Genomic DNA, 21399 nt, shown 5'->3' on the forward strand with positions numbered 1-21399 from the left:
CTTGGGCGCTTATCGCGTCACCGACGCGGCGAAACAGGACTTCAGGGCGATCCTGAAGGAAACAAGAGAGCAGTTCGGCACGCACCAGCGGCAGATCTACAAAGGCCTGATCGCCACTGCGGTCAAGATGGTCGCGACCGAACCCGGCCGTGGCGGTTCCTGGGACAGAGGCGGCATTGTGCCCGGCCTCCGGGCGTTCCACCTGGAGAACGCAGCTGGCAGGCGTGGAGCGGCCGCGCACACGCTCTACTATGCAGTGGAGCATCTGCCCGCTGGCTCCCCGCGTGTGGTCATCCTGCGTTTGTTGCATGAGGGCATGGAGCCAAACCTGCACATCGCCCGAACCGACTTCCCCGATTCCCCCTGAACAGGCGATCGCCGCAAGGTGACGAGGCCGCCGCTCGCTGCCGGAAAAATCTTCGGCAGAGGGTGACATCTAAAAACCAAGCCCTGGGAAGGCTTCGCGTACCTTTCAAGGGCTTGGGGCAACAGCTTTGTGCAGAGGCCTCACACCACCCTGTCGGGCGCCGGCCGACCGGCCGTCACCGCGTCGACATTGTCCAATGCCTTGAATCCCATGGCGTTGCGCGTCTCCACCGTGGCACTGCCCAGATGCGGCAGCAGGAAGGCGTTGGGCAGGTCACGGTAGCCCGGGTTCAGGTTCGGCTCGTTCTCGAACACGTCGAGCCCGGCTGCGGCCAGCCGTCCACGCTTCAGCGCGTCGATCACCGCGCCGTCGTCCACCACCGTGCCGCGTGCGGTGTTGATCAGGATGGCGCCCGGCGGCAGCCGTTCGATCCGCTCCGCGTTCAGCCAATGTCGGGTTTCCGCCGTGGCGGGGAAGTGAAGCGACAGAACATCACACACCGGCAGCATCGCCTCGGGATCGGCGTGATAGGTGGCGCCCAGTTCCAGCTCCGGCGGAAGCCGGCGGCGGTTGCTGTAATGGATGGTCATGCCGAAGGCGCGGGCGCGGGCCGCCACCGCCTGGCCGATGCGGCCCATGCCGATGATGCCGAGCCGCTTGCCGCCGACATGGGTGCCCATCAGCTGGGTCGGGGTCCAGCCGGTCCAGGCGTTGGCGCGGATCATCCGCTCGCCCTCGGACGCACGGCGCGCCGCACCCAGCAGCAGGAGCAGCGCAATGTCGGCGGTCGCGTCGGTCAGCACGTCCGGCGTGTTGGTGACGGTCAGGCCGCGGGCCCGCGCCGCCTCCAGATCGATGTGGTCGGTGCCGACCGAGAAGGTCGCCAGTACCCGAACACTTTGGGGCAGTGCCGCGATGGCGGCGGCGTCCAGCCGGTCGCCGGCACAGCAGAGCACGGCGTCGGCCCCGATCTCCGCCGCGCGGGCGGCGATCTCCGCTCCGCTGAAGGCGCGGTCCTCCGGATTGAGCTCCGCCCGGTAGTCGCGCGCCGCCCGCGCCTCCACCGCGTCGGGAAGTCGGCGGGTCAGCAGCAGCACCGGGCGGGCAGGGGGGCGTGAGGCGGGACTGTCCGACTGCGTCACGAGCTGCACCTCGGCAGGGCTTGTCATTCCGGCGGTTCCCTTCCATTGATTAGGACATTCTCGGGTGGCGGGCCTTTCGGACCGCGGCAAAAACACCCATACTCCACCAAGAGCCGTCAATCACCTGTGGATCCTGTCTTGCTCGACCGTCTTTCCGCCTTTCCGGCAACCGTTGGCGCGGTCCTCGCAGCCGCCGTTTCCACCGGTGCGCTCCTCGCGGCCTCCCCTGCCCTGGCTCAGCCGGCCGCGACCTCGCTGGCGGCGGTGGCGGTCAAGATCCAGCCCCACCGGGCGATCTACGCCATGTCGCTGGGATCGGCCCGCAACGGATCGAAGGTCAGCGACGTCCGCGGCCGCATGATGTTCGAATGGGCCGACGCCTGCGACGGCTGGACGACGGAGCAGCGCTTCCAGCTGCGCTTCGTCTACAGCGAAGGCGAGGATATGGCGATGAACACCAACTACACGACGTGGGAGGCGAAGAACGGCCTGCGCTACCGCTTCAACGTCCGCAAGCTGGTGAATGGCGAGGTCGACGAGGAGGTGCGCGGCGAGGCCAACCTGAGCGCCGACGGCGCCGGCAGCGCCCAGTTCACCAAGCCCGAACCGCAGGAGATGGAGCTGCCGGCCGGCACCATGTTCCCGACCGCCCACACGCTGGCGATCCTCGACCATGCCGATCGGAAGGAACCCTTCTTCGCCCGCACCATCTTCGACGGGTCGGACGCGGAGGGGCCGACCGAGGTGTCGACCGTCGTCGGCAAGCCGGGCGCACCGAAGGACGCAGCCAAGGACCCGCTGCTGAAGGTGGGCAAGGCCTGGCCGGTCCGCATGGCCTTCTTCCCGGTGCAGAGCGATTCCGCCCAGCCGGAATATGAGATGAGCCTGCATCTGCTGGAAAACGGCATCGCCGAATCCATGCAGATCGACTACGGCGACTTCACCGTCAACGCCGTGCTGGAAAAGATCGAGGCCCTGCCGAAATCGGGCTGCTGAGAGGCCGGGCGGCCAAGGGGAGCGGACCGAGGGGGGCGGCCGTGACATTTCACCCTGCTTTTACCGGCCTGTGGGATGTGGGACGGTTTCCCTGTTGATCGCGACTCGTTGCTGCGCTTAACTGTCGGTTGAATTTGCGCAACAGGCCGGCGACCCCATGGTCGACTCCATTGGGCGACCGGCCGTCCGAGGGTTTTCCGTCATGAGCAAGAAGCATGTCCAGATCGGGCAGGTTTTCCAACCGGTTGGCAGTGCCGGTGGCCGCGGTTGGCGGGTGACGGCAACGGTCAACCTGCTGGGCATCCCCCATGCCCGCGTCGTCAGCACCGAAGACGAGGGCGTGTCGAAGACCCTGAGCTGCTCGGTCCTCGCCGACACCAGCCACTACCGGCTGATCGCTTCGGCTCCGGCGGATGGGATGGCGGCGTAGGAGCTGCAGTCGAGCGGGCGTTGTCGAATCTCGGCACGGCGTCCGCCTCCTACTCCTCCCCGCGCCGCTCGCGCAGCTTGGCCCAATAATCGAGCCGCTTGCGCAGGTCGCGTTCGAAGCCGCGCTCCACCGGCTGGTAGAACTCGCGCCGCGCCATCCCTTCGGGGAAATAATTCTGGCCGGAGAAGCCCTCCGCCGTGTCGTGGTCGTATTCGTATCCCTTGCCGTAGCCGATGGTCTTCATCAGCTTGGTCGGCGCGTTCAGGATATGCTTGGGCGGCATCAGCGAACCGGTCTCCTTCGCCGCCCGAACCGACGCCTTGTAGGCGGTATAGCCGGCGTTCGACTTCGGCGCCGTCCCCAGATAGATCACCAGCTGCGCCAGGGCCAGTTCGCCCTCCGGGCTGCCCAGCCGCTCGTAGGCCTCCCAGGCGGCGATGGCCTGGGTCAGGGCGTTGGGGTCGGCCAGACCGACATCCTCCACCGCGAAGCGGGTCAGCCGGCGGGCGATATAGCGCGGGTCCTCGCCACCGTCCAACATGCGGCTGTACCAGTAGAGCGCCGCATCGGTGTCCGAGCCGCGCAGCGACTTGTGCAGCGCACTGATGAGGTTGTAGTGCCCCTCCTGCGACTTGTCGTAGAGCGGGGCACGGCGCTGGATGGTGGCGGCGAGCGCGTTGGTGTCCAGCACTCTTTCGCCCGGCAGCGCGAACAGCTCCTCGCACAGGTTCAGGCAGAAGCGGCCGTCGCCGTCGGCCATCGCCTTCACGGCGGCGCGCGCGTCGGCATCGAGCGGCAGCGGCCGGCCCATCTCCGCCTCCGCCCGCGACAGCAGCTTTTCCAGTGCTGTGTCGTCCAGCCGGTTCAGCACGAAGACCTGCGCCCGCGACAGCAAGGCGGCGTTCAGCTCGAAGGACGGATTCTCGGTGGTGGCGCCGACCAGCGTGACGGTGCCGTCCTCGACGAAGGGCAGGAAGCCGTCCTGCTGCGAGCGGTTGAAGCGGTGGATCTCGTCGATGAACAGCAGCGTGCCCTGCCCCGCCACCCGGCGGGCGCGGGCAGCGTCGAAGACCTTGCGCAGGTCGGCGACGCCGGAGAACACCGCCGACAGCGGTTCGAAATGCAGGTCGGTGCTGTGGGCCAGCAGGCGGGCGATGGTGGTCTTGCCGCAGCCGGGCGGTCCCCACAGGATCATGGAGGCCAGCCGCCGAGCCGCCACCATGCGGCCGAGCGGCCCGTCGGGCTTCAGCAGATGATCCTGCCCGACGACCTCGTCCAGCGTGTGCGGGCGCAACCGGTCGGCGAGCGGACGGGGGGCCGCCGATTCGAACAGTCCGGCATCCCCGCCCGACTCGCCGCGTTTCGCCATGACCGCTGCCTCAGCGCACCGAGGTGCAGCGCTGGTAGCACTGCTTCAGCTGGTAGCTGCAGTTGTCGGTCGGGCTGAAGGGTGTCGAGTCGGTGCGGTCGATGCCACCCTGGTTGCGGGCCGCGACCGAATCCATGCACACATTGTGGCTGCGCTCGCACTGGACCTGACAGGAGGCGCCGGCACCGGTGCCGCCATCGAGCCGCAGCGACTGGTCGTCGGCACTGGCCCGCGGGGTGGACGGTCCGGGGACCACAGTGACGGTGGGCGCCGGGCCGGAGGCGGGGCGCGCGGCCGGATCGGCGCAGGCCGACAGGCCGAGCAGGGCCACGGCCATAAGCGGGGCCACAAGCGGGGCCATAAGCGGGGCGGCGAGACGGACCGGACGGAACATAGCCACGACGGCTCCTATTGTTCTTGTTGTGAGAACGGCCATGGGCATGGCGGAATGCCACACCCCTCTGGACCATTCCCCGTTCGGTCCCCACTATGCCGATAACCGTAGCAAGAAGGGAATGACTGAAATGACACCGGAATCGGACGGCAGACCAACCGGCAACCGGCAGCGCCACCGGTCCTGGCGGCTGTTGCTGGCGCTGCTCGTCCTTGGCCTCGTCATGCTGGCCTCGCGCGTGCTGGCTCTGCCCAACATCGGCATGGGCGAGATGATCGTCCCGCTGCTGGGCGGGCTGTTCGTGGCGGTCGCCATCGTCCTGATCGTGCGCCGCGACCGCGCCGACCGCGACGCCCTGCCCCCGTCCCGGCGCAACCGCCAGGACCAGGGCATGCCGGACTGATCAGGCAAGCAGGATCAGACGAACTTGAAGCTGAGCAGGCCGCCGACCACCACGACCAGCAGGACGGTGGCCACCAGCATCAGCCGCTTCTCGATGATCTGCTGAACCTGTGGGCCGTAGAAGTGCAGCAGGATGGCGATCATGTAGAATCGGGAGAAGCGCGCGACGATCGAACAGAGGATGAAGACCGTCAGGTCCAGATGCGCGAATCCGGCGGTGATCGTCAGCAGCTTGTAGGGGATCGGCGTCACCCCCTTCAGGATCAGGAACCAGGGGCCGAATTCGGCGAACATCTCCTGGAAATGCTGGAACGACTCCTGCGCATTGTAGAAGTCGATGATCATCCGCCCGATGCTCTCGAACAGATAGAAGCCCAGCGCATAGCCCAGCAGGCCGCCCAGCAGCGACGCGAGCGCGCAGATGTTGGTGTAGAACCACAGCTTCTTCGGCTTCTCCAGACACATCGGCACCAGCATCACGTCCGGCGGCAACGGAAAGAAGGAGCTTTCGGCGAAGGAGATCGCCGACATCCACCAGACGGCATCGTCGCGGGCGGACAGGCGCTGGAGGCGCGTGTAAAGAGAACGCAACATTTGACCGGCCACATAAGAGAAAACCCCTCCTTCGGGGAAGTCCCCGAAGGAAGGGTCTAATATATCACCGATATCGGCGGTTCCGTCCTGTGCGACACGGGATACTGAGACCCGATGCCGCACAGGGCGGTAGACCGGCCCGATGCCCGGCCATGTTACTCGGCGGTCTCGCCTTCGGCCTCGGCGGCGTCCTGCGTCGGGCCGGAGTTCTGGCCCTTGGCGGAGACGTCGCGCTCGACCAGCTCGAACACCGCCATGTCGGCGGCGTCGCCGTAGCGGAAGCCGGCCTTCAGGACGCGGCTGTAGCCACCCTGACGATCCTTGTAGCGGTCGGCCAGGACGGTGAACAGCTTGGTCACCGTCTCGTTGTCGCGCAGCTGGGCGAAAGCCAGACGACGGTTGGCCAGGCCACCCTTCTTGCCGAGCGTGATCAGCTTGTCGACGATCGGACGCAGGTCCTTCGCCTTCGGCAGGGTGGTGGTGATCTGCTCGTGCTTGATCACCGCGTTCGCCATGTTCGAGAACATGGCCTTGCGGTGGCTGCTGGTCTTGCTGAACTTACGTCCCGAAACGCCGTGACGCATGGCGGTCCTCCTTCATGGCATGGCCCCCCTCGGGGAGCCGATCGTGAACCCCGCCGCCCAGTCGTATCGCTGGTACGGCCAAGGGGTCGGGCCGTGGCGGCCCTGGGAAATGCGCCCTTCCCGTCCGGAAACGGAAAAGGCGCAGGCAAAATGCCGAGATGCTTAGTACGGCTCTTCCAGACGCTTGGCCAGCTCTTCGATGTTCTCCGGCGGCCAGTTCGGGATTTCCATACCGAGGTGCAGGCCCATCTGGGACAGCACTTCCTTGATCTCGTTCAGCGACTTGCGGCCGAAGTTCGGGGTGCGGAGCATTTCCGCCTCCGTCTTCTGCACCAGATCGCCGATGTAGACGATGTTGTCGTTCTTGAGGCAGTTGGCCGAACGGACCGACAGTTCCAGCTCGTCCACCTTGCGGAGCAGGTTCTTGTTGAACGGAACCTCCTCGTGCTTCTCCTCGGAGACGGCGTGCGTCGGCTCCTCGAAGTTGATGAACAGCTGCAGCTGGTCCTGCAGGATGCGGGCGGCGAGCGCCACCGCGTCGTCCGGCTTGACCGAACCGTTGGTCTCCACCGTCATCGACAGGCGGTCATAGTCGGTGACCTGCCCGACGCGGGCATTGTCGACCTTGTAGGACACCTTGCGGACCGGGGAGAACAGGGCGTCGATCGGAATCAGGCCGATGGGCGCATCTTCCGGACGGTTCTGGCTGGCCGGGACGTAGCCCTTGCCGGTCTCGACCGTCAGTTCCATGTTCAGCCGCGCGCCATTGTCCAGCGTGCAGATGACCAGTTCCGGATCCATGACCTGGATGTCGGGACCGGTCTCGATCATGCCGGCCTTGACCTCGCCCGGGCCTTCGGCGCGCAGGCGCATACGCTTCGGGCCGTCGCCGCCCATGCGCAGACCCATCGTCTTGATATTCAGGACGATGTCGGTCACGTCCTCGCGGACGCCGGGAATCGACGAGAACTCGTGCAGCACGCCATCGATGTGGATCGACGTGACGGCGGCACCCTGCAGCGAGGAGAGCAGGATGCGGCGCAGCGCGTTGCCCAGGGTCAGACCGAAGCCGCGTTCCAGCGGCTCGGCGACCACGGTCGCGAAGCGGTCGGCGTCGTCACCGGGCTGGATGTCCAGCTTGCTCGGCTTAATCAGTTCCTGCCAGTTCTTCTGAAGCACGGATCGACCTCAAGATGCCATCGGGTGAACACGAACCCGCGGGGCCCGAACCATTCCCATGCTGAGGGGGCCGCGATGGCTGCGGCCCCCTATCCCGGAATGGCTGGTCCCCGCGGGTGCGGAAGGCTGTACTAAATCAGACGCGGCGCTTCTTCGGCGGGCGAACGCCGTTGTGCGGGATCGGCGTGACGTCGCGGATCGAGGTGATCTGGAAGCCGATCGACTGCAGGGCGCGCAGAGCGGACTCGCGCCCCGAACCCGGGCCCTTCACTTCAACTTCCAGGGTCTTCATGCCGTGTTCCTGAGCCTTGCGGCCAGCGTCCTCGGCAGCGACCTGGGCAGCGTAGGGGGTCGACTTGCGCGAACCCTTGAAGCCCATGGTACCCGACGACGACCAGGCAATGGTGTTGCCCTGCGCGTCGGTGATGGTGATCATCGTGTTGTTGAACGAGGCGTTCACGTGAGCGACGCCGGCGGTGATGTTCTTGCGCTCGCGACGACGCAGGCGCTGAGAAGCGGCGGAGGGCTTGGCCATTTTGCGTTCGTCCTCTTACTTCTTCTTGCCGGCGATCGGCTTGGCCGGACCCTTGCGGGTGCGGGCGTTCGTGTGGGTGCGCTGGCCGCGGACCGGCAGGCCCTTGCGGTGACGCAGGCCACGGTAGCAGCCCAGGTCCATCAGACGCTTGATGTTCATGGCGACTTCACGACGAAGATCGCCCTCGACGCGGTAATCGGCGTCGATGGTCTCGCGGATCTTCAGGACTTCGTCGTCCGTCAGCTCGTTCACGCGACGCTCGGCCGGGATCGCCAGCTTCGCGCAGATTTCCTTGGCCTTGAAGGGGCCGATGCCATGGATGTAGGTCAACCCGATCTCCACGCGCTTCTGCGCGGGGATGTTGACGCCAGCGATACGCGCCACGCTACTCTCCTCAGTCTCGATATCTCAACGGCAGCCCGTCGGGCCGCCTACACACCGAGCAAATCCCGCCCGGCACAAGGCCAGACCCGGGAACGCACAATGTTACCCGCCACCCCGGCGGGGCAGCGAGAGGGTGGGACTATAGAAAAACCTCGGAACTTGTCAAGGCCGATTGCTTGCTGCGCCCGGGCTCTATCCATTACTCGGCTGGAACCGGCAGGCGGACGGTGACAGGTGCCGGAGTCGCCGGCTCCTCTCCGGAACCGGCATCGTCCCGCGGCCCGTCCTCGACCACGGCATCATTGACCGGAACGGGCCGCAGAGGCGAGCGGCCGGACTTCAGCATGGCACGGTCGCGCAGCACCTGCGGCAGGTCGAGGCTCAGCTTCAGTTCGATGTTGCGCCAGATCTGGCGCAGGCGCTGGACATGCAGATCCTCGCCGATCGCCAGCACCACCGATTCGAGGTTGTCCATCGTGATGCCGCGGTCGGCCAGCAGCACATTGCCCTTCCCATCGGTCTTCGGGCAGTTCAGCGCCTGAGCCAGCCTCGGCCGCGACTCCGGCCGGCTCATGAAGCGTTCGACATCGAAGATGGTGCGGATGTTGATGACGCGCAAAGCCTCGATCTGGTCGAGGTCGAGCGCCAGGAGCAGCTGCGCCTGCGCCACCCAGTCCATCGTCTCATAGATGCCGTAGGGGGTTTCGACGAACAGCAGGATCGGGTTGGCGGTGGCCAGATTCTGCACATCCTCGATCTCGAACTCGGCCAGCCGGAACTTGATGGCCCCATCGATGCCGAGGATCATGTCGATCGGATATTCGCGGATGAAGCTCTGCGCCCGCGGGTCGATCCGCCGGATTTGCAGCTGCGGCACCCGGCTCAGCAGCGTTTGCAGCCCCAGCTTGGGGAAGAAGCCGACCAGAAAGGCGACCAGCAGTTCCGGCACGCGGTCGCCCACCGCCTGTTCCGGCACCATCTGCGCCATGTCCATATAGCCGTGATGCAGGGTGACCGCGGTAATGCAGGCCAGGATGATGTGCCCGGTCACCCGCAGAAAGGAGATCGGCGACAGATCGTAGTTGGAGATGCGGCGGATCAGATAGTCGATCGACCAGACATAGGCGCCGAAGAAGGAAAAGGACAGCACCGCCACGGTCTGGAGCTGGTAATGCACCATGTCGATCCGCGTGACGTTGTCGACGCCATACAGCGTCATGCCGCTGAACAGGGGCTGGAAATGGTCCAGCCGGTCCTTGCCCAGCAGCATGCCGCTGGAGGTCAGGAATCCGCTGAAGGACACCATGATGAAGACCAGGACCGGGAAGAAATAGGCCCGCCATTCCGACCGCTGCGTATTGTCCGGTCCCTGCGGCAGCGCCCGGTACTTGTAGGCGGCGAATTCGAAGGAGGGAATCAACTGATCGTGATCCTGCCCTTCGATGCGGAACACCGACTCCAGATCGGCGATGATCTTCTGCCGCACATTCTTGATGTTGCTGCGCCCGATGAAGATCGTCAGCGGCAGGATGAAGGACAGACCGAGCAGTCCCAGCGCACTCAGCACCCGCAACTCGCCGATCACCCGGATCGCATGGTCGAACATCCCGCCCCCGTCGGCAGAGCCGTCACGCCGGTCAGGGACGTGCGGTCATGAAAAGCGACTGCCCGACAGTCGCACCGACGAAGGTTATACCCCTATCGCGCGCTTTTCAGGAAAGATTTGCGCGTGACAATCAGCGTCACGCCTGACCGGTCAGAGGTCCCTGCCGACAGGCCGACGGCGGAGCGCATCGGCCTGCACCCGGACCCGGGTGAGATGCGGATTGATCGTCAGCGCCGCATCGAAGGCGCGGAGCGCCGGCTTCTCGTCGCCCAGCGCCAGATAGACCAGCCCCAATTCCACCAGCGCCCCGAAATGGCGGGGCTCCAGCGACAGCGCCCGGTGGAGGTCCAGCATGGCCGCGCGGTAGTCGCCCAGCATGTAATGGGCGGCGGCACGCTTGTTCCAGCCTTCCGCATAGGACGGATCGCGGGCGACCACCGCGTCGAAAGCACGCAGGGCCGACTCGTAATCGTCGCCGTTCAGGCTGAACACCCCGGCGCGCATGTCCCGCACCATCGCGGGGTCGGGATGCTCCAGCCAGAAGTCCCAGATATGCTCCTCCACCGATTCGGCATAGGCCCCGTCGGCGGTGGCGTGCAAAGCCTGGAAAAGACTGTCGAGACGCATGTTCCCCTGCCCTGCCCCGGCCGGAACCCCGAGGGTCAGCGTCAAAAGCACAGTCAAGGAAAAGAAGCGTCGAATCGTCATGCCCCAAATTTGGGCACGAATTTGACAGGCTGCCAACTATTTTTTGGTTGCAAAACGATAATGAAATGGTCGAGGGCCTCCTCATGTCGCCTTAAGGCCGCCGACCTATGCCCCTTATACCATCGGTGCATGCAACAGGCTTGGCCGGAACGGATGGCCCGGCGCCCTGGTCCCGATCTCCTGAAACGGCAAACGGCCGGCGGATCGCTCCGCCGGCCGTCAGCTTTACCGGAATGTGTCCCGATTGCCGCCCCAATGATTGGGAGCTGGCGATCAGGCGGCCTTGTTGCGGCCGGCCACGATTTCGTCGGTGACGTTGCGCGGCACCGGCTCGTAGTGGCTGAACTCCATCGAGTAGGACGCACGGCCCGAGGTCATGCCGCGCAGCTGGCCGATGTAGCCGAACATTTCGTTCAGCGGGACATTGGCCTCGACGGCGATGTTCGACCCACGCTCCAGCTGGCCCAGGACGGTGCCGCGACGACGGTTCACGTCGCCGATGACGTCGCCGAGGTAATCGTCGGGGGTGACGATCTCGACCTTCATCACCGGCTCCAGCAGGATCGGACCGGCCTTCGGCAAGGCCTCGCGGAAGCAGGCCTTGGCGGCGATTTCGAACGTCAGGGCGTTCGAGTCGACATCGTGGTACTTGCCGTCCACCAGGCGGGCGCTGAAGTCGACCGTCGGATAGCCGGCGAGGACGCCGTCTTCCTTCTGCATCTCCAGGCCCTTCTTGACCGACGGGACATATTCGCGCGGAACCGTGCCGCCGACGGTCTCGTCGAGGAACTCGAAGCCTTCGCCCCGCTCGCGCGGCGCGAAGATGATCTTCACCTCGGCGAACTGGCCCGAACCGCCGGTCTGCTTCTTGTGGGTGTAGGTGTATTCGACCGACTTGGTGATCGTCTCGCGGTAGGCGACCTGGGGCTTGCCCATGTTGCCTTCCACGCCGAACTCCGTGCGCATGCGGTCGAGCGTCACTTCCAGGTGCAGCTCGCCCATGCCGCGCAGGATGGTCTGGCCGGTTTCACGGTCGGTCTCCAGGCGGAGCGACGGATCGGCGCGGACCATCTTGCCCAGCGCGATCGAGAACTTCTCCTGCTCGCCCTTGGTCTTCGGCTCGACCGAGACGCTGATGACGGGGTCGGGGAAGCGCATGCGCTCCAGGATGACCGGCGCGGAGGCGTCGCACAGCGTGTCACCGGTCTCGGTTTCCTGCAGGGAGACGAGCGCGATGATGTCGCCGGCGCGGGCTTCCTCGATCGGGTTGGCGTCCTTCGCGTACATCTCGACCATGCGGCCGATCTTCTCGCGCTTGCCGCGGGTCGAGTTGAGGATCGACATGCCCTTGGTCAGCACGCCCGAATAGACGCGGACGAAGGTCATCGAGCCGTAGGTGTCGTTCAGCACCTTGAAGGCCAGCGCCGAGAAGGGCGCGTCGTCGGAGCTGAGACGCTCGCCGTTCGGGTTGCCGTCCTCGTCCACCGTCTTGATGGCCTCGACGTCGGTTGGGGCCGGCAGCAGGTCGACGACCGCGTCCAGAACCTGCTGGACGCCCTTGTTCTTGTAGGACGAGCCGCAGAGGACCGGAGTGAAGGCGCTCTTGATGGTGCCCTTGCGCAGGCAGGCGCGCAGCACGTCGGCCGACGGCTCCTCACCGGTCTCCAGATAGGCTTCCATCGCCGCGTCGTCCTGCTCCAGGGCAGTGTCGACCAGCTCGGCGCGCAGCGACGGGATCAGGGCGATGTTGTCGAGGTCTTCCTTGACCGACAGGTTGAGCTTCTGGGCGAGATCGTCGGTGACCTCCCAGATCTCCCACTTGGCGTCCTTGTCGTCGGAGAACCAGACATAGGCCTTCATCTCGACGAGGTCGACCATGCCGCGGAAGTTGTCTTCCGAGCCGAGCGGGACCTGGATGCAGACCGGACGCGCGTTCAGGCGGGTCTTGATCATGCTGACGCAGCGCTGGAAGTTGGCGCCCGAGCGGTCCATCTTGTTGACGTAGCAGATGCGCGGAACGTTGTAGTTGTCCGCCAGACGCCAGTTGGTCTCCGACTGCGGCTCCACGCCGGCGACGCCGTCGAACACCACGACCGCACCGTCGAGCACACGCAGCGAGCGGTTCACCTCGATGGTGAAGTCGACGTGGCCCGGGGTGTCGATGACGTTGATCTTCTTCTCGCGCCAGAAGGCCGAAACCGCGGCGGACTGAATGGTGATGCCGCGCTTCTGCTCCTGCTCCATGTAGTCGGTCGTCGTCGACGTCTTCAGATCCTTCGTCTCGTGGACGTCGATGATCGTGTGCTTGCGACCGGTGTAGTACAGAATGCGTTCGGTGGTCGTCGTCTTGCCCGCGTCGACGTGGGCGATGATGCCGATGTTCCGAATGTCAGACAGTGGCGTTTGGCGCGGCATGTTGCGGTTCCATTGCAGTAACGCGACAACCGAAGCGCGACCGTCAGGGGTCGTCCGCTTCGGCGGCAGAGGTTGGTCGGGGTTTTACGGGCGATCTGTTAAGGCGTCATTAACATTCCGTAAACCGACAAGCAATTTGTCGGAATATTGAAGCGCGCGGCCCTCACAGCGTTCGGGCCACGCCGGCACACCCCAACCGAGGCTGCCGGGTCGCCCCGTTTCCGCCGCCTTATTTAGCAGCGGTGACCTGAATTTCAACGAGATACTGCGGCGCCGCCAGCTTGGCTTCCACCGTGGCGCGGGCCGGCGGATTGGCCGGGTCGACCCAGGCATCCCAGGCCTTGTTCATCGCGCCGAAGCTGGCGATGTCGGCCAGATAGATGGTGGTCGACAAAAGCTTGCTCTTGTCGCTGCCCGCCTCCGCCAGCAGGGCGTCGATCTGGGCCAGGATCTGGATGGTCTGACGTTCGACGTCGGGCGTCGGCTCGTCGGCGACCTGACCGGCGAGATAGACCGTGTCCTTGTGGACAACCATCTGGCTCATGCGCGGTCCGGTGTGGAAGCGCTGGATCGACATTGCGGAAAGACTCCGGGTTCCGGGGCTGAAAAAGACGCGGGTACGTCTATGCCATTCGGGGCCGTCCGCGAAGAAAAAAATGCGCATCCGCCGCTCAGGGCTGACCCGCAGCGGTATCCTTCGCCAAAAGTGCGGCGAAACGCGCGGACGGGACCGCGAAATTGCGCACGGCCGGCGCGTTCCCGGCGGCGACGCCGACTCCGGCGACCGCCCATCCCCTGCCATTCCCCCCCGCTCCGTCCGCCGTCCTCGCCAGCAGCGGCCCGCCGCTGGTCCCGCGCGTGGCGTCGCAATCATGCACAAGGAGCCCGCCGCTCTCCCCCAGCAGGCGGCACTTGCGGTCGGCCATCAGGATCTGCGCCCGGTCCTGGCTGTAGCCGCCAAGCATCAGCGGCGCACCGGCCTGCAACGGTTCAACGCTGACGGGGAGCGGCGGCACCGACTCCGGCGCCGGCTCGGCAAGGGTCAGCACCGCCCAGTCGGCGGCGATCATCGGCGTCGCGGCAGCCGGATCGTAGGCCGGGTCGGTCGCCACCCGCGCCACCGCGACATGGCGCTTGAACTCCCCCCGGTCGTAACCGAACAGCACATGCAGCGACGACGCCTGGAGGAAGCGCCGGGTGCGCGGATTGAACAGGCAATGGCCGGCGGTGACCACGGTGCGCCGCCCGACCAGCGCCCCGGTACAGCGCCCGGCGAGATTGGTCTGCACCCGCACCACGCTGCGCCAGGGATCCGCAGTCGCATCGACGGGTGTCCGCCGGTCACCCGGCCCGACACCGGGCAACAGCGGCCGTTCCGCATGGGCCGCAGGCATGCCGGCCAGGAGCGCGAAGGCAAGTGCGGCGGCTGCCACAAGGTCCAGCCGAAGGCGGTGCCGGCCGCACGCATGTTCTTGCTCCGTTTCCCTCAATCCCGTATCCTCCGGCGCATGGCGACGCTGATCATCACCGAGAAATCCAGTCAGGCGAAGGACCTGCGCGCGGCCCTGGGCGACCGCTACGGCCGCATCCTGCCGGCCGAGGGCCACCTGTTGCGGCTTGCCGAACCGGACGAGGTCGATCCCGCCTGGAAACGCTGGTCGCCGACCCTGCTGAAGCCCGATGGGCTCTATCCCACCCGCCCCGACCAGGGCGGCAACAAGGCGGCGAAGCTGCAGGCGATCACCGCCGCACTGCGCGCCTGCGACGAGGTGATCCTCGCCACCGACTGCGACCGCGAAGGCCAGCTGATCGGCCAGGAGATCCTGGAGCATGTCGGCTATCGCGGCAAGGTGCGGCGCGCGCTTTTCACAGCCCAGGATCCCAAGACCCTGCGCGATGCCTTCGCCGCGCTGAAGCCGAACGACAGCATGCGGCCGATCTACGAGGCGGCGGTGGCGCGCCAGCAGGCCGACCAGATCTTCAACCTGTCGCTGACCCGCACGGCGACCAAGACCCTGCTCGCCCCCGGCACCCGCGGCGTCATCGGCATCGGCCGGGTGAAGACCCCTACTCTGGCCATCGTCTGCCTGCGCGAGCTGGAGATCCGCAACTTCAAGCCCGAGGATTATTTCGAGGTGGTGGCGACCGCCACCGTGGCGGAGGGCAGCTTCCAGATGCGCCACGCCCCGGCACCGAAGGACCGCATCAAGGACCGCGCCGCCGCCGAGGCGATCGCCCGCGCAGCCGACAATCACCGTGGCCCGCTGACCGTGACGGTGGAGGAGAAGCGGCAGGCGCCGCCCAAGCTGTACGACCTGCCGTCGTTGCAGAAGACCTGCGGCCAGCGCTGGGGCTGGACCGCCGACCGCACACTGGCGGTGGCGCAGGAGCTGTATGACGGCGACGGCAAGAAGCTCATCACCTATCCACGTGCCGAGGCGCGGTATCTGTCGGAAAACCAGATCGCCGATGCGCCGGCCATCGTCGCGGCGCTGACCCGGCTGCGCGGCTTCGCCCACCTCGACATTGCCCGCCCGGTGATCCGCAAGGGCAAGTCCGGCCATTTCTGCGACAAGGCGCTGGAAGGCGTCTCGCACCATGCGGTAATCCCCAACGTCAATGTGCTGGACGACCTGGAATCGCGGCTGGTCCGGCTGACCGACGACGAGAAGCGGCTGTTCGCGCTGATCTGCCGCTCTTACCTCGCCGCGGTGATGCCGGATTACGAGTATCGTCAGACCAGCGTCACCATGCCGGTCCCCGTCGACAACAAGCCGGTTGCCTTCCGTGCGGTCGGGCGCATCCCGCTGAAGCTGGGCTGGAAGGCCGCCTTCGGCTCCGCCGAGTCCGATGGCAAGCCGGAGGAGGAGGCCGAGCAGACCCTGCCGCCGCTGACCGACGGCGAACCGGCGACGCTGAGCGATCCCAAGGTGGAGGCCAAACGCACCCAGGCGCCGCCGCGCTACAATGAAGGCACGCTGGTCGACGCGATGCAGAACGCCTGGCGGTTCGTCGAGGATCCGGCCCTGCGGGACCGGCTGAAGGAGGCCAAGGGAATCGGCACGCCGGCCACCCGCGCCGAGGTCATCAAGGGGCTGCGCAGGCAGAACCTGCTGGGGGCCGACGGCAAATGGCTGATGCCTACGCCGGCCGGCCTGCACCTGTTCGAGACGCTGCGCGCCGCCGCCCCCACCCTGGTCGACCCCGGCACCACCGCGCTGTGGGAAATGAAGCTGGACGAGGTGGTGACCGGCCGCGCCGATTTCCGCCGGGTGATCGACGCCATAGCCAGCGAGGCCGACCGGCTGATCGGGACCCTGGTCGGACAACGCGGCGTCGCGCTCGACCTCGGCCTGCCCGCCCCGAAGGCGCGGTTCGCCCGCCGGGGCACGGCAGGGCGAAGCACGGCGGGGCGAAGTGCGGCGGCACGCAACACCGCTGCGGCGACCGGTGACGCCACGAAGCCGGCGCGCCGGCGGACGCGCAAGGCCGCGACGCCCACCGATGGCGAGCCGGCGGGGAAGCCGCGGCGCAGCCGCAAGACCACGGTCAGCCCGCCTCCGGCGGCTGCAGTTGCGGAAGGCACGTTGGCCGCCGACACGCCGCCACCGGAGGCGCGGCGGCGCCGCGAACCGACCGAACGCATGGTCGCCTTCGCCCGCAGTCTGGCGGAGCGCAAGGGCATCGCCCTCCCCGATCCCTGCCTGCGCGACTTCGACCAGTGCCGGAGTTTCCTGGATCAACATGCCCGTTGACCGCTCTCCAACGGCCGCGTCAAAGGTTGCGACTCCCCGAAGATTTGCCCGATTTTGGCAATATTGATTGCTGGACGGGCCTCGATTGGCCGGTGATTCTCAGGGCAGTCTCAATCATTGCTGAGCACTTCCCATGAGGTTTTCCAGTCGGATCTCGCGCACCGTCACCGCCGCCGCGCTGACTCTGGTCGCGGCTGCCCCTGCCCTGGCTCAGAGCCTGCCCAATTACGGCGGCACCGGCGTGACGCAGTGCATCCCCTTCGCGAATTTCCAATCGGTGTCCTTCACCGATCCGCCGAAGCTGAATTTCAGCATCGCCGGCGACAGCACCATCCACACGGTGACGATGGACACCGGATCGGTCGGCGTCGCCATCTCCGCCAGCAATATCCCGAACTACGAGACGCTGAAGACGGCGCCGGGCGCCAAACCGGGCACACAGTTCCTATCAAGCAGCAAGGTGCTGTGGGTCGGCACCTGGGTGCCGATGACGGTCACCCTGTACGACCGCGCCAGCAAGCCGGTCGCGACGTCGGAGGTCTTCATCCTGGGGGTGGAGAAATCCGGCACCTGCGACAGCTACCAGACCGACCAGCAGATCTGCCCCGGTCTGCCGGCCCCCGCCAAGCCGGTCCTCTACATGGGCGTCGGTTTCGGCCAGGAGGCGGATTTCCAGCCGCAGGGCACGCCGGACAAGAACGTCCTGCTGAACCTGCGCAGCGTGAACGGCCAGCCCATTGCCAACGGATCGTTGAACGCGGGCTACATCATCGGCCGCCAGGGAATCCAGGTCGGGCTGACCGCCGACAACACGGCGGGCTTCCGCTTCGCCAAGCTGGAGGCCTATGCGCAGTATCCCGGCGACTGGATGATGCCGCGCGGCTGCATCACGGTGAATCCGGAGCTGAACCGCGACGCCAGCGGCCCGATCTGCACGCCCGCCAACATTCTGGTCGATACCGGCATCCCGCAGAGCTACCTGACGCTGCCGCCCGCGATCAGATTCGACACCGTGCAGCAGCCGGACGCCAGCGAACCCAACAAGTCGGTCGGCGTTCTGGCGCCCCGCACCTCCGTGGCCGTCAACATTCCGGACGCCGCCAACCCTATAGCCGTCGACGCCTTCATCGTTGGCGCCGGCGCACCGAACGAGCCGCAGCAAGTGATCCCCTGGAGCACCGACAAGCGCCCACCCTTCATCAACACCGGCCGCCATTTCCTGCGCCAGTACCAGTTCCTGTACGACGCGAAGCAGGGCTATGTCGGCATGAAGGACCAGCCGAACGGCTGCGGCGAGCAGTGAACGGCCGGCGGAGCGCCTCGTCGGGCGCTCCCCAGCGTTGAAGCCTGTTACCCAGCTATTACCCGGATACGACAAAAGCCCCTCGCAGGGGCTCTGACACGGCAGCTAAGTCATTGAAAAGATTGGTGGGCGATGAGGGGATCGAACCCCCGACATTCTCGGTGTAAACGAGACGCTCTACCGCTGAGCTAATCGCCCGAACTGGACAAGGCCTTGCACTCAAAGGCAAACCGGCCGGGTGGATGCCCGGCCGGCCGCACTATGCCCTGAGCGGGCCGGAAACTTCAAGCGCCGATAAGCGCTTAGTTCAGGGCGTCCTTCAGGGTCTTGCCGGCCTTGAACTTCGGCTGCTTGGACGCCGGGATATCGATCTTCTCGCCGGTGCGCGGGTTGCGGCCTTCAGTCGCGGGGCGCTCAGCCACCGCAAAGGTGCCGAAGCCGACCAGACGAACCTCATCACCGTTCTTCAAGGATTCGGCGATGCTGTCGAACACGGCGTCGACGGCCTTCGTGGCGTCGGTCTTGGACAAACCGGACGCTTCGGCAACATGCGCCACGAGATCGTTCTTGTTCACGCAATCCCCCTTCGAAATTCAGCAAATACTGAAAGACAAAAGCCGCCCCTGGACTTTTCGTCCACGACTTTTTGGAAGCAAAGGATAAGCACAGCGCTTGCCGCCCGTCAATTCCCGACGGGCGGCAAAGCCGTTCTTGTCCCAAAAGTCACGCCATCCGGCGGCGGTCACGAGCCCGTCGCAACCGCCGGTGCCGGATCAGTGACGCAGAGCCTCGCCGTCGGCACCCTTCTCCTGGGCCTTCGCCGCGGCCGGATCGACCTCCGGCTCGGTCCATTCGATGGGCTCCAGCGGACGGACCAGCGCGTTGCGCAGCACCTCGTCCACCGTGCCGACGGGCATGATCTCCAACCCGCGCTTCACGTTGTCCGGGATGTCGGCCAGATCCTTCTCGTTGTCCTTCGGGATCAGCACATGCTTGATGCCACCGCGCAGAGCGGCCAGCAGCTTCTCCTTCAGGCCGCCGATCGGCAGCACCCGGCCGCGCAGCGTGATCTCGCCGGTCATCGCCACGTCCTTGCGCACCGGAATGCCGGTCAGCACCGAGACGATGGAGGTGGCCATGGCGACACCGGCCGACGGACCGTCCTTCGGTGTGGCGCCTTCGGGAACGTGGACGTGGATGTCCTTCTTCTCGAACAGCGTCGGCTTGATGCCGAAGGCGATGGCGCGCGACTTGACGTAGCTCTCGGCCGCCTGGACCGATTCCTTCATCACGTCGCCCAGCTTGCCGGTGGTGGTGACGCGGCCCTTGCCGGGCAGGCCGACGGCCTCGATCGACAGCAGCTCGCCGCCGACCTCGGTCCAGGCCAGACCGGTTGTGACGCCCACCAGATCTTCCAACTCCGCCTCACCATAGTGGAAGCGGCGGACACCGGCGTACTTGTCCAGGTTGCGGCGGGTGACCGCGACCTTCGCGTTGCCGCCGGACTTCAGCAGGATCTCCTTCACCGCCTTGCGGCAGAGGTTGGCGATCTCGCGTTCCAGCGAGCGGACGCCGGCTTCCCGCGTGTAGTAGCGGACCAGATCGCGCAGCGCGTCGTCGGAGATGCTGAACTCGCCCTTCTTCAGGCCGTTCGCCTCCACCTGTTTCTCGATCAGGTGGCGCTTGGAGATCTCGACCTTCTCGTCCTCGGTGTAGCCGGCGACGCGGATGATCTCCATGCGGTCCAGCAGCGGCTGCGGCATGCGCATCGTGTTGGCCGTGCAGACGAACATCACGTCGGACAGGTCGTAATCGACTTCCAGGTAATGGTCGTTGAAGGTGCCGTTCTGCTCCGGATCCAGAACCTCCAGCAGGGCGGACGACGGGTCGCCGCGCCAGTCGGCGCCGAGCTTGTCGATCTCGTCGAGCAGGAAGAGCGGGTTGGAGGACTTGGCCTTCTTCATGCCCTGGATGACCTTGCCGGGCATCGAGCCGATGTAGGTGCGGCGGTGACCGCGCACCTCGGCCTCGTCACGGACGCCGCCCAGCGACATGCGGACGAAGTTGCGCCCCGTGGACTTGGCGATCGACTTGCCGAGCGAGGTCTTGCCGACGCCGGGCGGGCCGACGAGGCAGAGGATCGGACCCTTGACCTTGTTCATCCGGTTCTGGACGGCAAGATACTCGAGGATGCGCTCCTTGACCTTCTCCAGACCGTAATGGTCGGCGTCCAACACCTTCTGGGCCAGCTTCAGGTCGCGCTTCACCTTGGTGCGCTTCTTCCACGGAATGGACAGCATCCAGTCCAGGTAGTTGCGGACCACGGTCGCTTCCGCCGACATCGGGCTCATCGACCGCAGCTTCTTCAGCTCGGCCAGAGCCTTCTCGCGGGCCTCCTTGGAGAAGCGGGTCTTGTTGATCTTCTCTTCCAGTTCCGCCGATTCGTCGCGGCCGTCCTCGGTCTCGCCGAGTTCCTTCTGGATCGCCTTCAGCTGCTCGTTCAGATAGTACTCGCGCTGGGTCTTCTCCATCTGCCGCTTGACACGGTTGCGGATGCGCTTTTCCACCTGAAGAACGCCGATCTCGCCTTCCATGAAGGCATAGACCCGCTCCAGACGCTCCGACACGGTGGCGCATTCCAGCAGCTGCTGCTTTTCCGGAATCTTCAGCGCCAGATGCGAGGCGACGGTGTCGGCCAGCTTGCCGGCTTCCTCGATCTGGTTGATCGAGACCAGCACCTCCGGCGGAATCTTCTTGTTGAGCTTGATGTACTGCTCGAACTGGGAGACGACGGCGCGGCTCAGCGCCTCCAGTTCCTGGTTCTCGCCGGTCTTTTCCTCGACCAGCTCGGCCTGGGCCTGGAAGAACTCCTCATTGTCGGCGAACTTGGTGATGGCGGCACGCTGGCCGCCTTCCACCAGCACCTTGACGGTCCCGTCCGGCAGCTTCAGCAGCTGCAACACGGTGCCGACGGTGCCGACGCTGTAGATGTCGGCCGGAGTCGGATCGTCCTGCGCGGCGTTCTTCTGGGTGACGAGCAGGATCTGCTTGTCATCCTTCATCACGTCTTCCAGCGCGCGCACGGACTTCTCGCGCCCGACGAACAGCGGCACGATCATGTGGGGGAAGACCACGATGTCGCGCAGCGGCAGGACCGGGTAGAGGGCACCACGGGAGAGTTCGATCATGGGCAGGGCCTCAATGAATGGATCGCCGCCAGCCCGGAATGGGCCTGA

The 21399-nt window shown here is 65.9% G+C and carries 21 protein-coding genes and 1 tRNA gene; 6 read left to right on the forward strand and 16 right to left on the reverse strand.

Annotated elements, in window-relative coordinates; genetic code table 11:
* The first annotated feature begins 1 nt into the window (after nucleotide 1).
* Nucleotides 2-367 carry a type II toxin-antitoxin system RelE/ParE family toxin gene (locus tag J2848_RS05745; protein WP_149230058.1) on the forward strand — a complete coding sequence of 122 codons (366 nt, stop codon included), beginning with the start codon at nucleotides 2-4 and terminating at the stop codon, nucleotides 365-367.
* Nucleotides 368-507: 140 nt separating this feature from the next.
* On the opposite strand, the gene J2848_RS05750 is transcribed toward J2848_RS05745, so the two are convergent.
* Entirely contained in the window at nucleotides 508-1536 is a 1029-nt protein-coding gene (locus J2848_RS05750) for a 2-hydroxyacid dehydrogenase (RefSeq protein WP_246193688.1), read from the reverse strand.
* A 111-nt stretch (nucleotides 1537-1647) separates the two neighbouring features.
* Between J2848_RS05750 and J2848_RS05755 the strand changes: the two genes are divergently transcribed.
* Both J2848_RS05755 and J2848_RS05760 read left to right on the forward strand, forming a co-directional pair.
* A complete protein-coding gene (locus J2848_RS05755; RefSeq protein WP_246193687.1) occupies nucleotides 1648-2505 on the forward strand; it encodes a cell envelope integrity EipB family protein in 858 nt (285 codons plus the stop codon).
* A 202-nt stretch (nucleotides 2506-2707) separates the two neighbouring features.
* Nucleotides 2708-2935 (forward strand): hypothetical protein, encoded by a 228-nt coding sequence (locus J2848_RS05760; protein WP_098739542.1) that lies wholly within the window; start codon nucleotides 2708-2710, stop codon nucleotides 2933-2935.
* A 49-nt stretch (nucleotides 2936-2984) separates the two neighbouring features.
* Here J2848_RS05760 and J2848_RS05765 read toward each other — a convergent pair whose 3' ends face one another.
* Both J2848_RS05765 and J2848_RS05770 read right to left on the reverse strand, forming a co-directional pair.
* Complete coding sequence (locus J2848_RS05765; RefSeq protein ID WP_149230056.1) at nucleotides 2985-4304, reverse strand: replication-associated recombination protein A; 1320 nt, start codon at nucleotides 4302-4304, stop codon at nucleotides 2985-2987.
* A 10-nt stretch (nucleotides 4305-4314) separates the two neighbouring features.
* A complete protein-coding gene (locus tag J2848_RS05770) occupies nucleotides 4315-4704 on the reverse strand; it encodes a hypothetical protein (RefSeq protein ID WP_149230055.1) in 390 nt (129 codons plus the stop codon).
* Between the two features lie 124 nt (nucleotides 4705-4828).
* Between J2848_RS05770 and J2848_RS05775 the strand changes: the two genes are divergently transcribed.
* On the forward strand, nucleotides 4829-5101 hold the full coding sequence (locus J2848_RS05775; RefSeq protein WP_149230054.1) for a hypothetical protein: 273 nt from the start codon (nucleotides 4829-4831) through the stop codon (nucleotides 5099-5101).
* A 14-nt stretch (nucleotides 5102-5115) separates the two neighbouring features.
* Here the strand turns inward: J2848_RS05775 and J2848_RS05780 are convergent, their stop codons facing one another.
* The 10 genes from J2848_RS05780 to J2848_RS05825 all read right to left on the reverse strand — a co-directional run bounded on the left by J2848_RS05780 (nucleotide 5116) and on the right by J2848_RS05825 (nucleotide 14538).
* Nucleotides 5116-5694 (reverse strand): YqaA family protein, encoded by a 579-nt coding sequence (locus J2848_RS05780; RefSeq protein WP_149230053.1) that lies wholly within the window; start codon nucleotides 5692-5694, stop codon nucleotides 5116-5118.
* Nucleotides 5695-5849: 155 nt separating this feature from the next.
* A complete protein-coding gene (rplQ, locus tag J2848_RS05785) occupies nucleotides 5850-6278 on the reverse strand; it encodes a 50S ribosomal protein L17 (RefSeq protein ID WP_149230052.1) in 429 nt (142 codons plus the stop codon).
* 162 nt (nucleotides 6279-6440) lie between these two features.
* Nucleotides 6441-7457 carry a DNA-directed RNA polymerase subunit alpha gene (locus J2848_RS05790; protein ID WP_085089782.1) on the reverse strand — a complete coding sequence of 339 codons (1017 nt, stop codon included), beginning with the start codon at nucleotides 7455-7457 and terminating at the stop codon, nucleotides 6441-6443.
* A 136-nt stretch (nucleotides 7458-7593) separates the two neighbouring features.
* The gene (rpsK, locus tag J2848_RS05795; RefSeq protein ID WP_012974490.1) at nucleotides 7594-7992 is read right to left on the reverse strand and encodes a 30S ribosomal protein S11; all 399 of its coding nucleotides are present in this window, start codon (nucleotides 7990-7992) and stop codon (nucleotides 7594-7596) included.
* Nucleotides 7993-8007: 15 nt separating this feature from the next.
* Nucleotides 8008-8376: a 30S ribosomal protein S13 gene (gene rpsM, locus J2848_RS05800; protein ID WP_149221948.1), complete on the reverse strand. Its 369-nt coding sequence runs from the start codon at nucleotides 8374-8376 to the stop codon at nucleotides 8008-8010.
* Between the two features lie 199 nt (nucleotides 8377-8575).
* Complete coding sequence (locus J2848_RS05805) at nucleotides 8576-9982, reverse strand: hypothetical protein (RefSeq protein WP_149230051.1); 1407 nt, start codon at nucleotides 9980-9982, stop codon at nucleotides 8576-8578.
* Between the two features lie 150 nt (nucleotides 9983-10132).
* Nucleotides 10133-10609, reverse strand: coding sequence for a tetratricopeptide repeat protein (locus J2848_RS05810; RefSeq protein WP_246193686.1), 477 nt, complete (start codon nucleotides 10607-10609; stop codon nucleotides 10133-10135).
* Nucleotides 10610-10963: 354 nt separating this feature from the next.
* On the reverse strand, nucleotides 10964-13105 hold the full coding sequence (gene fusA / locus J2848_RS05815; RefSeq protein ID WP_149230049.1) for an elongation factor G: 2142 nt from the start codon (nucleotides 13103-13105) through the stop codon (nucleotides 10964-10966).
* A 229-nt stretch (nucleotides 13106-13334) separates the two neighbouring features.
* Nucleotides 13335-13682 (reverse strand): RidA family protein, encoded by a 348-nt coding sequence (locus J2848_RS05820; RefSeq protein ID WP_063634880.1) that lies wholly within the window; start codon nucleotides 13680-13682, stop codon nucleotides 13335-13337.
* 94 nt (nucleotides 13683-13776) lie between these two features.
* Entirely contained in the window at nucleotides 13777-14538 is a 762-nt protein-coding gene (locus tag J2848_RS05825; protein WP_149230048.1) for a trypsin-like serine peptidase, read from the reverse strand.
* Between the two features lie 75 nt (nucleotides 14539-14613).
* Here J2848_RS05825 and J2848_RS05830 point away from each other — a divergent pair, with 75 nt between their 5' ends.
* Entirely contained in the window at nucleotides 14614-16860 is a 2247-nt protein-coding gene (locus J2848_RS05830; protein WP_149230047.1) for a type IA DNA topoisomerase, read from the forward strand.
* 133 nt (nucleotides 16861-16993) lie between these two features.
* Complete coding sequence (locus J2848_RS05835) at nucleotides 16994-18163, forward strand: hypothetical protein (protein ID WP_149230046.1); 1170 nt, start codon at nucleotides 16994-16996, stop codon at nucleotides 18161-18163.
* Nucleotides 18164-18286: 123 nt separating this feature from the next.
* Here J2848_RS05835 and J2848_RS05840 read toward each other — a convergent pair.
* The 3 genes from J2848_RS05840 to lon form a co-directional block, all read right to left on the reverse strand.
* Nucleotides 18287-18361: transfer RNA gene (locus J2848_RS05840), tRNA-Val, on the reverse strand.
* 104 nt (nucleotides 18362-18465) lie between these two features.
* Nucleotides 18466-18738, reverse strand: a complete 273-nt coding sequence (locus J2848_RS05845; RefSeq protein WP_012974523.1) for an HU family DNA-binding protein — start codon at nucleotides 18736-18738, stop codon at nucleotides 18466-18468.
* Between the two features lie 198 nt (nucleotides 18739-18936).
* Nucleotides 18937-21351 (reverse strand): endopeptidase La, encoded by a 2415-nt coding sequence (lon, locus tag J2848_RS05850; RefSeq protein WP_149230045.1) that lies wholly within the window; start codon nucleotides 21349-21351, stop codon nucleotides 18937-18939.
* Nucleotides 21352-21399 lie beyond the last annotated feature (48 nt).

The sequence above is a fragment of the Azospirillum lipoferum genome, assembly GCF_024170005.1.
Lineage (GTDB): Bacteria > Pseudomonadota > Alphaproteobacteria > Azospirillales > Azospirillaceae > Azospirillum > Azospirillum lipoferum.